The following is an 11,205-nucleotide window of genomic DNA, read 5'->3' on the forward strand; positions in this document are numbered from 1 at the left end:
AAAATTGCGATAATGAGCGGGATGCCGGATTGAATGGCAATAAGGGATGAGAAATATCCGCCCAGACCAAAAAAGGCAGCGTGACCAAGCGAGCCCTGGCCTGAGAAGGTAAGAAAGTTCCATGCCGACGCATAGATGATAAAAATCAACATAAGGATAAGGACTGTCCGGTAATACTGGTTTGACCCCAGTACGACCGGAAGAAGAGCAGCCACGATGAATGCCAGCACCGCGAACTGATATCTTCTCTCCTGAAGGAACGGAGGGATCATTCACTATCCTCCCCGAAGAGACCTGTTGGACGGATAATAAGCACTATGATCAGGAGAATAAATGATACAGCATCCTTCCATGCACCACCAAGGGTAAAAGCGGTCCCGTTCTCAACAAGACCAACAGCAAGCCCACCCACAATTGCACCGGGAATACTGCCAAGACCTCCCAGAATAATGATTGCGAATGCCTTAATGGCCGGAATGGACCCCATATAGGGATTAAAGACCTGGCCGCTGACTGCCCAGAGTGTCCCGGCTGCTCCTGCAAGGGCCGCACCGATACCAAAGGTTACCATATCCATCCGCTCGACATTAATTCCCATCAGCATCGCACCTTTCCTATCCTGACTGGTAGCCCTGATTGCCCGGCCGGTCCAGGTGTGATGAAGAAAGATATACAGGCCGATAAGCAGGATAGCAGTAATTGCCATGATGATAAGATAATCAAGCGGGACCTGAATGATTCCCAGATCCACACTGATATCTCTGAAAGGACTCTGGATAGTCTTCCATTCATCGGTCCAAATCCTGGCAACCAGGTTCTGAATGATATAAATGAGCCCGATACTCACGAAGATCTCATTTAATTTTCCAGTCCCGAGAATAGGTCTGAAACAGAGCCTTTCCACGATAACCCCAATCACCACAAGAAGCGGAATTGAGGCACAGAGAAGAACATAGGGATTGAACCCGCTCATAACGAAGAGAAAGAACGTAATGTACGTTCCCAGCATGAGAAATTCCCCATGGGCAAAGTTCACAATCTTCATGACTCCGAAGATAAGATTCAGCCCTGTTGCCAGGAGGATGTAAATACACCCGGTGTATAATCCCCAGAAGAGAACCTGGGTGATTATCTCAATATGTAGGTCCATTCCTGCGTTCCATCCTCCAAAAATGTGATCAGGGAGATCCCGGCTGATACCAGTCAGGGATCACAAATCCGGTCTCACGGATTGATTCAGGCCAGACGATATGCGGTCTTATCTCTCCTACAGCGGGGTCCATCTTCATCTGTTCAACATACAGGTCAAAACTGCTCTCCTGATAATCTGGACTGAACCGGATTACCTGATCCTTCATCACTTCTATCATGTGGTCCATGGAGATCTCTGAAAGAGCCTTCCGGACTGCATCCTTCTGTACAGTTCCTGCATTTTCGATGGCTTTTGCAGCGATATATACTGATTCATACGTTGCCGCACCCATCATTCCGGAAAATCCGCCATACTTTGTCTGGAAATCCTCAAGGAATTTTTTCGTTCTTTCAGAAGTACTGCCTTTCGGGATGGCATATGGTGAGAACCTGCTCTCCATCAGGGTAAAGTCCCCTAACTCTCCAACGCCTGAATAGTAATCAGGGTCATCATTGTTCTCAATTGAGAGGATGAGTGTATCAAGACCGACATCTCGTCTGGCCTGCTGGGTGAGCGGGATCAGTTCGTTCAGGAAGGTGACCGCATAGATGATATCCGGTTTTTTCGCTTTTACTGAGGTCAGAGCAGTCCTGAAATCTGACTCACCCATCTTGAATGTCTCTTCGGCCACAATCTCAATCGGGAGGTTTAAGTCTTGTGTCAGATTCCGAACCGCTCCCTGCTGTCCTTTTCCAAAGGGACTGTCCTGGAAGATAAGTGCAAGCCTGAGCGGGCGGTCATCGGGAAGATTGAATTTCTTGTAGATCTCAGGCCGTACCACTTCATCTATGAAAAGGATGCTGGCTTTGGCTGAATCATCCGTGTTTGGACGATGGAAGAACATATAGCTGGTGTCGATGTCATCACGATGCGATACAGAGGTACTGGAACCACCGGAGATGATATAGGGGACTTTATTGTCGGCAACGATGGCCTGGTGGGCTGACACAACCGCACTTGAGTACCCCCCGACCAGAAGATCGACATTATCCTGGGTGATGAGCTTGGAGACGGCTTTTATGCCCCCCTCACGGGTTGACTCATCATCACCCTGGACCAGAGTAATCGGGATCTTTTTATTCAGATCTTTTACAAAGACCCCGCCTTGTGCATTAATCTCCTGGGCTGCCAGTTCTGCAGACTGCCAGATGTCTTTTCCGGTTGTACTCGCCGGACCACTCATCGACGCAACCACTCCGATCTTAATCGATTCGGCAGATTCAGAGGCAGGCTGCTCGGTGCACCCGGAGAATAAGAGTGCCCCGATAATGATGATACTCATTACCAGGCTGTATGGAACCCAATGTTTCATGTCTGTTCACCGTGCCATGACATGCCATGACATACTTTTGTATATGATAAATAACTTTAAAGAAATTATGGTTTATTCATGTAAGTCTAACGTGGTTGTATCGGATGAATGGAAACTGAGTGAAGTAAGATGATTCAGGATATCATGCCGGTGATAGTAGAGAGAAGATTTAATTTTTTATTCGCGATTCGGAATGCCTCTTTTATCTTTTCCAGTTCCTGGTTTTAAAGAGCCAGTTCATCCCTGAAATGAGTCATACACTCAACTACAGGGCCCGCGATCAACGCAATGACAAAGAGCATAATTGCACGGAAAACGGGCTCTGGAGAGAGACCCGAGATTATAATAATAGATTATGATGTGAAGGATCCCGAAAAAAAGTGCAAGAAACACAACATTTCGTTTATACCAGATAGCTGCAAGGAGAATGAGCCGGTTAAAAATATGGGTATAGACATAGGGGATTTTTAAGGTATAATAGATAACAAATTCAAGCAATATGGCCAGTAAAATAAATATAATCTGGGATAGAAGTTTTTATTTTGTGACGAGTATTTGACAGAAATTATCTAATGAAACCGGCATTCTCAAGGATACTATAGGAACGGCATGCTACCCAAACGTATCGGATAGCAATCAGATTAGAGGCTCCAGTTTTTTACAACCAGAGAGATCCCCCCATCAAGACCGGCAAAGAAATACTCCCCGTTGATGCAGCAGGTATCATACTCAATACACCCGGCCAGTTCAAAACCACAGGAGGAGAAAACCTGAAGGGAAGCAGAAGAGGTACAATCCGCTATCACCTTTGAAAAGCCCAGGTTCTTTCCATGTTCCAGCACGACATGTATGAGAGAACAGGCAATTTTTGATCGCCGGTATCTCTTATCAACCCCAATCTGGAAGATATGGAGTGCTTCTCCGGCAGAAATTTTTTCAATTTTTAAAAAACGGTGTTCAAGTTCATCGATAAGAAGGACCGTCTCGTGAAAGTGGGAGAGGAACCGGACCATCTCCTCCCCTTCATCTGTGATATCCGATGCAAGGTCAAGACAGAAGATAAAACCGATGATATCACCTTTTACGCTGTCCAGGCAATAAAACTCAGGTTTTTCGGGATGAGAGATCTGACATATATCTCCGCATACCGGATGAATATTGATGGATCAGGGGCATGAAGATGGGTGGTCGGCTCGTCGGATATGAACACATCCGAGTAGAGTTGAGCAGCTGCTTTGTAATACTCAGTACTCAAGGGACGTATCTGAATGGTATCTGGTAGAAGGGTAATGGAGTTTGTCTTACCGATTTGATTCTGAAATACGGTCATGAGATTAGATCCATAGATGTTTACCATGCATATGAGATAAAAAGAATGAAAAGGGAATAGTAATTCAATATCTATACAATAAATTTCGCCATCTCTTTCGTAATATGATCAGTTGCTCTCATAACCTCAGAAACAGAATGAGAGATCTGATCCAACGCTGCAGAAGTCTCTTCTGTCGCTGCAGCAGATGAAACTGCTTCCTCTGCCGTTCTGGTCACATGAGATTCAAGCTCATGAACACTTGCAGTAATCTCTTCAACTGCAGCAGCCTGCTCTTCTGCAGCAGCAGCAACTGCAGATGTGTTTTCAGAAATATCCTGAATATGTGTAACTATCTGTGAGAAAACCTGAAGTGTCTGGTTCACCGCTTCATTTCCGGTGGCAACCTCCCCGGAGGATCGTTTCATGGCGAGGGTCGCATTTCCAGACTGTATCTCCAGGGCTCTTATCATATCACTGATCTTCTCTGCTGACTGCAGAGACTCTATTGCAAGTGCTTTTACCTCATCAGCAACTACTGCAAATCCCCTGCCGGCATCTCCTGCCCGTGCAGCTTCAATTGCAGCATTTAAAGCTAAAAGATTCGTCTGATCCGCAATTTCACTAATGAGACGAACGATCTGACCGATCTGTTCCATCTGTTTCGACATCTCAGCAATGGTGTTTTCACTTTCCTCAATAGATAAAATGATGTTTTTCATCCCGGTTTCTGCTTTCCTGGCCATTTCAGAACCTTTTGAAGAGAGATCATTTGTGATATGCGAAATAGATGCAACCTTGTCAGTCATTTCCGCTACATGAGAAATATTTACCGAGAGATCATCCATGGCACGAAGTATCTGATGAACTCCTGAAAGACTGGTATCTGCAAGACTACTTACCTGGTTTGAACTTTGAGCAAGTTTCGCTGAACCAGCAGACACTTCTTCGATTGATGCCGTCGTCTCCTCAATACTGCCAACTACAGATTCTATCTGTTTCTTTACACTTCTGAAAGAAACAGCGGTCTGTGCCCCTATTTTATTTAATGCATCCCTGAAGCTCGCAAAATCACCAGATACAGAGATGGAAGAATCAAATCTCTGTGTATAATTGCCTCCTGCATATACTTCAGCCAGTTCCATCGCTCCATGTATCGGGTGAATGACAGCATCCAGGGTTTCATTAATACCCTGTATGATCTCACGATATGCTCCCAGATAGGCAGTCTGATCGCCACGGGTACTCAGATCTCCAGCTGCAGCTTTTTGGGAAAGGTCAGTGATGGTGCTGCTCATCATGGCAAGTGTGTCCCGCATGGTGATCATTGACTGGCCAAGCATATCATGGTCAGATGCAACCGGAATGTGGACCGAAAGATTTCCTGCAGCAATTCCATCTGCAGCAAGGGCTTTTCCCTGCAGTCCTTCAAGCATCCGCCTGAATGAATTCGCAAGCATACCAATCTCATCCTTTCGTTCAATCGTAATCTCTTCACCCAGTTCACCGGCGGCAATATTGTCTGCATGTTTTGTGATTCCTTCAATTGGCCGTGCAATCCCTTTTGCAGCAAAAAAGAGCAGGATTAATCCAATGATCGTGAAAACTGAACCAATCAGGATAAGAATGAGAGTATTCATACGGGCACTGGCGGTTGCAACATCCACCGGTACGGTAAAAATTACTGACCATGGCTGATTGGAGTTTCCTACTTCAATCGGTGAATACGCAATAAACATCCCGTGTTGTTCAATAACCTCGTTTCTTCCTCGTTGTATATCGGCAATGATTGAACTTGCATCAGAAGAGAGGGGAATTTGAGCTTCTTTAAGTGGTTTTCCCACACTATCAGGATAACCAGTAGCTCCTGTTACAATCCCGTCATAAGAGATAATGTATACTTTTCCTGAATCAGCATATGTATCCAGTTTATCTGTAAGCCCCTGGATGGCATCAAGAGGAACATCTACTCCGGCAATCCCATAAAATTCATTCTTTACAATTATGGGAACAACAATTGAAGAGAGTAAAATTTTCCGACCCTGAATATCCCACGGAAAGGGAGGAGTTACATATTCTTTCAGAGTTGTTTTTGGAACCTGGTAATATTCACTTCCCTCTTCCCCGGCATTATAATTATAAACATAATCCAGTTTTGGATTTCCAGCGCTATCACGGGAATAATATGCCATGAATTTTCCAGTTTCGTCTGTACCGGGTTTACCCCGATATTCCTTATCCCTGCCATCATAGACATCCGGCTCGAGCGCAATATAGACTCCATTAAATTCCGGATATGCTTTCATCAGTCCAAGAACAATTGCCTGGAATTCTTCCCGTGATGCTTTATTCCCGGAATCCACTGCACCGTTAATCCCATTTGCCAGAGTGCGGGCAATGATCAATGCTTCATCGATGTCTTCTTTTAAAATAGCTGCTTTCTCTCCTGCTATAGCACTCACGATGGTTTTTGATCCATCGACTGATATGGCATACTGGGAAAGACTTGCATACCCGATTATTGCAGCTGAAACGATTATTAATGCAATCGCCCCAAAAAATAAGATTTCATGTCTGATAGAATGGAACTGAATAGATCTCATATTAGGAGATATGAGTATTTTTTTCATATTTATAGGAATGCATTGATCGAGAGTTTCAAGTTTTTTCGTATTGTAAATGGGATGTCTACATAATCAGATATTCTCCAATGGAAATGCCGGATTATGAGTATATATATAACTTCATCGTAATGATAATGTTTTCTGAATTATTCAGACAATTACACTTAATTCTCAATGAAAAGCAAATAATGGTTCTGATTTACATAATAAGAAAAAATAAGGAGTTTATGCAGACAGTCTGCTTGAATCATTCAGGTGATAATAACGGGGCGGTAATATTCAGGAGGAACAGATATCTCAAATCGTGCAGATCTCCCCGGTTCACCATTTTCTATTATCGCGTATCCGGTAATTTGGAGTATGTTTCGGGAGAGAAAGAGGCCATAACCGGAGTTATGAAAATATTTCCTGGTGAAGATGTTTTCTTTTTCACCTGTTGGAATTCCACACCCATCATCTTCAATAATTATCACATATCTATCATCCCTGATTTCATTAGAAACCCTGATTCGGGTTACATGTTTTCCATGATGGATGGAGTTTTCCAGAAGATTGTAAAAAACCCGGGGAAGAAGGGGATCTGCATAACATTCAACGGGATCCAGATGAATATCCAAAACTACAAGGCCGGTATCCAGTAGGCTAAATGCCTCTTCAAGAACATTCCTGATATCAAACCATCCTGGAGAATGTATTCCCATCTCCTGATAGTCTCGTGTGAATGTTATCTGTTTCCGGATGACATCAATGGATTCATGTGCCCTTCTTACGAATGCTATGCCCTCTTCACTGGTAACCTCTTCACGAATCAGGCACATGTATCCATTCAGAGCTGTGATTTTATTCAAAATATCATGACGGGTAATCCCAGATAGTAGATGTAATTTATTGAGAGCATGTTTCAGGGATTGCTCACTTTTCTGAAGCATCCGATTATGTTCCTCAAGTTCCTTATTCTTTTCATGCAAGAGCGTCCGTAATACAGATTGTTCCATATGAAGCCTGAGTCGTGCAAGGAGAACTCTACTTTGAAAGGGTTTACAGACATAATCAGCCCCGCCACAGGAGAGCCCTGTCTGAATCATATCCTCTTCCCCGAGTGCTGAAAGAAAGATAATCGGAACTGATGAAAATCTCTCATCCTGTTTCAGACGGGTGCATACCATAATCCCGTTCATATGAGGCATCATGATATCCAGGAGAATTGCTCCAGGCGTTATTGAATTACAGATTTCAAGAGCGTTCAATCCATCCTGTGCAAGCAGAACGTCATACCCTGCCTGATGAATTGTTTGAGCAGTAACTTGCAGATTGTGAACATCATCATCAACGATAAGAACGGGTCCGGGTTTTATGTCTATTCTCGGTGTCATTTTGTTATCTCCTGAAACGTATCAATGACTTCCTGGATCAATTTTAAATCAAATTCGCGGGCTGCCTCTTTCAGCCGGTCTGCCATCTGATGAAACTGGTCAGAAGAATGGAGAGTTCCAAACCCATCTAAGTCATCTGCAATTTCCATTACCTCACTGGGAATACATTTACGTCTTATTGCCTGAAGCCTTCCTGAAAACAACCGGATTGCATCCTGACCAACTTGAGGAGAGATTTCATGTGGGCATTGAGCTTTTGGTTCCTGGCAATTAGGGATTGGAGATGGCTTTTGTACTTCAATATATTGTTTGAGAACTGGAATGATATCCTCTATCCGGATAGGTTTTCGAAGAACTGCTGCAAATCCTTCAAGATTAGCTTCATCTTAAGGATTTATCAGGGCGGTGAGAGCAATCACAGGAACTTTGCACTCTGGATACGAGGATTTCAGAACCTGAACAAACTCATCACCGCTCATTCCCGGCATCCTGATGTCTGTGATTATCAGATCAGGATTTTTAATTTTGAACTGCTTGATAGCTTCAGATGCTGATGCTGCTATTCGGGGATGAAGTCCCAGCTGGCTTAGTATGGATGACAAAACAGCAAGATTGTCTTGTACATCATCAATAACAAGAACATCTGCAGGATCAAAGACCGGAAGAACAGAGGCATTACAGGAGTCTGCTTCAGATTTCTGATTTGGGGCTATTTGTACCGGTATATCAACGGTGAAGAGCGAACCTTTTCCAGGTTCACTTTTAAGTGAGATCGTTCCACCCATAAGATGAACGAGTTTTCTGCTGATTGATAGCCCTAACCCGGACCCTCCATACTCTTTCACAAGGGATGACTCCTGCTGCTCAAATGCATGAAAGATCTTCTCCTGTTCCTGCATGGGAATTCCGATACCGGTGTCTTCTATAAGAAACTGAATCCGATGAATGTCACTATTAATTGGAATATACTTTAATGTCAAATTAATCCCTCCTGTTTTTGTGAATTTTATTGCATTTCCAACAAGATTTAATAGAACCTGACGAACCCTGTTCTCATCAACAAGTACAAGAGGAATATCCCGAGGTACTGAGTGGACAAAAGTGAGTCCTTTTGTTCGGGCACGTTCACCAAGGATAAGATCAATCTCTTCTACCAAATGGGCAAGGTCAGTCGATTCCGGAGATAATTTTAGTTTGTGAGCATCAATCTTTGAAAGATCAAGGACATCATTGATGAGGGAGAGGAGGCTGTTTCCAGCTGAATGAATGGACCGGACATACCTGGCTATCCGGAGCTCAAGTTCTTCATGCTCCATAAGTGAACTAAACCCGATAATTGCATTCAGCGGAGTTCGTATCTCATGGCTCATATTCGCTAGAAAAATGCTCTTCGCTCGGTTGGCTGATTCAGCTTCTTTTTTTGCCTGATCAAGATCACTTGTCATGGTGAGTATATGACTGACCAGGCCTGAGAGATCACGGGAAAATTCAGATATATCATCATCACCAGGAATGAGAAGAATATCGGGATTTACATCAGACCAGGTGTTCAGTGTGGTAATCTTTTTCATTACTTGTTTTAGTTGTCGCATCCGTCCGAGGATATCCCGATCCAATATGAGGAGATTAACGAAGATAAATAAGAGAAAAACCACAATAAAACCGGTTACCATAAAAATCTTCATATCATTTTGGAAGTATCTGACCGGCCAAGATCCGGATAAGGTAAATACTCCACCTCCAAGAGCAGGGTACAGAGTATACACAGTATCTGAAGATTCATCGGATGTAAAAACCGGGTATCCTTCTTCAATCGTTCCGATAAACACAGATTTGTTCATCAGACCGGAAGGATCCAGAACCGGAGATAAGCTGACTTCAGTTGAGAGGATGGATGAATAATATTTCATATCCTCTTCGGTGAGAGTTCTTCCGCCGATAACAGTTCCAATAATATATCCGTCATGATCAAGAACAGGAATACCAGCATACATCAGAAGAGATTGTCCTGTAAGAATGAAGCCTTGATAATGGTATCCGATTGGATACTGAACCGGGTTTTTTGCAGCGGTGATTTTTTCCTGAAACAGGTTTTGGATATATTTCTTATCAGATTCCTCCAGATTTTTTATTCCTGGAGTTAGTTTGCGATAGGAAAGGTTTCCATCACGGTTATAAATGAAAATATATTCCAAATTACTCATATTCAGAGTATCCTCCGACAAGGATGGGATGAAACCGAACGCAGAATTCGGTAAATCACTTTTTGGCCCTGCAATTCCGGAAGGGTATGAATGAGGTGGTGTGATTGCTCGATTATCCCTCATAAGTAAAAAAGAAATAACCTCATTTCTCAAAGCCTGTTCCTGGACAGTTATGGTAACTTCATCAAGATCATGTTCAAGAAGATTGTATCCAACCTGCATGGATTTTATTAAGTTTGATTTTTGAACCTCTCCATGCTCAGCATCAATTACCAGGGAGGAAACAAACCAGAACAAGGTCAGAGTAATTATTGAGGTACAGATCAGCTTGAATAGAAGTTTTGTCCGGATATTCATGGTTTATTCACAGATATGGTAATGTTTTTTCAGATATGACAGAACTTTATCAGAGGCTAAAAATCCTTTATCAAGGTCATCCACTGCTGCATCTATCCGTTCAAGCTGGCTAATTATCTGATCAGATTCCGGATGATCATTCATCTCCAGCATTGACATGGCGACAGCAAGCGGATTTCTGATCATATCATTCATTCCGGCAAATATCGCGAGGTTTTTTTCAATCTGTCGTTCAAGGGCAGCATTTAAGTGAATGAGTTGTTCCTGTACTTCGATAAGAGCCTTGTTCTTTTCAGTGAGAATTTCCTTTTGTCGGATTATCTCTTTCTGATATATGCCCCGTTCGATATGCAACCGAAGTCGGGCACACAGTATTCGTTCTCTGAAAGGCTTTGTGATATAATCAACTCCGCCATGGACGAGCCCCTCTTCTATCATCGCATCTTCACCGACTGCTGAAAGAAAAATTACAGGAATTCCTGTTAATGCCGTAGTCCTTTGAATCGTTTCACACACTTCCAGCCCACTCATACCCGGCATCATGATATCCAGTAGTATGGCATCCGGAACGACAGTTTGAAGGATTTCTAGAGCGCTTTTCCCATCAGATGCCAGAAGTACCTGATATCCTGCCTGATGAACAATTTTAGCAGCTATCTGAAGATTATTTTCATTATCATCAACAATAAGAACAATATGTTCTCTTAATTGGCCTTGTTCTGATTGTTCATTTTTCATAATAATGACCATTTCATAATTAAAAAATAAAGAAATTACAGAAAAATCAGGTATTATCCAATTATTTCCGGATTACTTCCATGGAAATACAAAATC

Annotated in this window: 9 protein-coding genes and 1 pseudogene; all 10 read right to left on the bottom strand. The window is 43.0% G+C overall.

The window, feature by feature from the left end; translation table 11 throughout:
- Positions 1-272, bottom strand: a pseudogene (locus LDL35_RS01365) (branched-chain amino acid ABC transporter permease); the annotation flags it as partial.
- On the bottom strand, positions 269-1,150 hold the full coding sequence (locus LDL35_RS01370) for a branched-chain amino acid ABC transporter permease (protein ID WP_304018733.1): 882 nt from the start codon (positions 1,148-1,150) through the stop codon (positions 269-271). The gene LDL35_RS01370 and the pseudogene LDL35_RS01365, both read right to left, overlap by 4 nt.
- Positions 1,151-1,178: 28 nt before the next feature.
- A complete protein-coding gene (locus tag LDL35_RS01375; RefSeq protein ID WP_304018735.1) occupies positions 1,179-2,504 on the bottom strand; it encodes an ABC transporter substrate-binding protein in 1,326 nt (441 codons plus the stop codon).
- 641 nt (positions 2,505-3,145) lie between these two features.
- Positions 3,146-3,667 carry a GNAT family N-acetyltransferase gene (locus LDL35_RS01380; RefSeq protein ID WP_369694875.1) on the bottom strand — a complete coding sequence of 174 codons (522 nt, stop codon included), beginning with the start codon at positions 3,665-3,667 and terminating at the stop codon, positions 3,146-3,148.
- Complete coding sequence (locus tag LDL35_RS01385; RefSeq protein ID WP_304018737.1) at positions 3,586-3,834, bottom strand: hypothetical protein; 249 nt, start codon at positions 3,832-3,834, stop codon at positions 3,586-3,588. The genes LDL35_RS01380 and LDL35_RS01385 overlap by 82 nt, the downstream gene beginning before the upstream one ends.
- 71 nt (positions 3,835-3,905) lie before the next feature.
- Positions 3,906-6,416, bottom strand: a complete 2,511-nt coding sequence (locus tag LDL35_RS01390) for a methyl-accepting chemotaxis protein (protein ID WP_304018739.1) — start codon at positions 6,414-6,416, stop codon at positions 3,906-3,908.
- A 272-nt stretch (positions 6,417-6,688) separates the two neighbouring features.
- Entirely contained in the window at positions 6,689-7,810 is a 1,122-nt protein-coding gene (locus tag LDL35_RS01395; protein WP_304018741.1) for a hybrid sensor histidine kinase/response regulator, read from the bottom strand.
- Entirely contained in the window at positions 7,807-7,959 is a 153-nt protein-coding gene (locus tag LDL35_RS01400; protein ID WP_304018743.1) for a hypothetical protein, read from the bottom strand. The genes LDL35_RS01395 and LDL35_RS01400 overlap by 4 nt, the downstream gene beginning before the upstream one ends.
- A gap of 237 nt (positions 7,960-8,196) precedes the next feature.
- Entirely contained in the window at positions 8,197-10,371 is a 2,175-nt protein-coding gene (locus tag LDL35_RS01405; RefSeq protein ID WP_304018745.1) for an ATP-binding protein, read from the bottom strand.
- 3 nt (positions 10,372-10,374) lie between these two features.
- Positions 10,375-11,109 (bottom strand): response regulator, encoded by a 735-nt coding sequence (locus tag LDL35_RS01410; protein WP_304018746.1) that lies wholly within the window; start codon positions 11,107-11,109, stop codon positions 10,375-10,377.
- Positions 11,110-11,205 lie beyond the last annotated feature (96 nt).

The sequence above is a fragment of the Methanospirillum hungatei genome (genome assembly GCF_020216685.1).
Lineage (GTDB): Archaea > Halobacteriota > Methanomicrobia > Methanomicrobiales > Methanospirillaceae > Methanospirillum > Methanospirillum hungatei_B.

What these genes read in the sequence shown, in the direction of transcription:
- LDL35_RS01370 (WP_304018733.1), bottom strand. Translation starts at nt 1,150, where the DNA reads ATGGACCTACATATTGAGATAATCACCCAGGTTCTCTTCTGGGGATTA.
- LDL35_RS01375 (WP_304018735.1), bottom strand. Translation starts at nt 2,504, where the DNA reads ATGAAACATTGGGTTCCATACAGCCTGGTAATGAGTATCATCATTATC.
- LDL35_RS01385 (WP_304018737.1), bottom strand. Translation starts at nt 3,834, where the DNA reads ATGACCGTATTTCAGAATCAAATCGGTAAGACAAACTCCATTACCCTT.
- LDL35_RS01390 (WP_304018739.1), bottom strand. Translation starts at nt 6,416, where the DNA reads ATGAGATCTATTCAGTTCCATTCTATCAGACATGAAATCTTATTTTTT.
- LDL35_RS01395 (WP_304018741.1), bottom strand. Translation starts at nt 7,810, where the DNA reads ATGACACCGAGAATAGACATAAAACCCGGACCCGTTCTTATCGTTGAT.
- LDL35_RS01400 (WP_304018743.1), bottom strand. Translation starts at nt 7,959, where the DNA reads ATGGAAATTGCAGATGACTTAGATGGGTTTGGAACTCTCCATTCTTCT.
- LDL35_RS01405 (WP_304018745.1), bottom strand. Translation starts at nt 10,371, where the DNA reads ATGAATATCCGGACAAAACTTCTATTCAAGCTGATCTGTACCTCAATA.
- LDL35_RS01410 (WP_304018746.1), bottom strand. Translation starts at nt 11,109, where the DNA reads ATGAAAAATGAACAATCAGAACAAGGCCAATTAAGAGAACATATTGTT.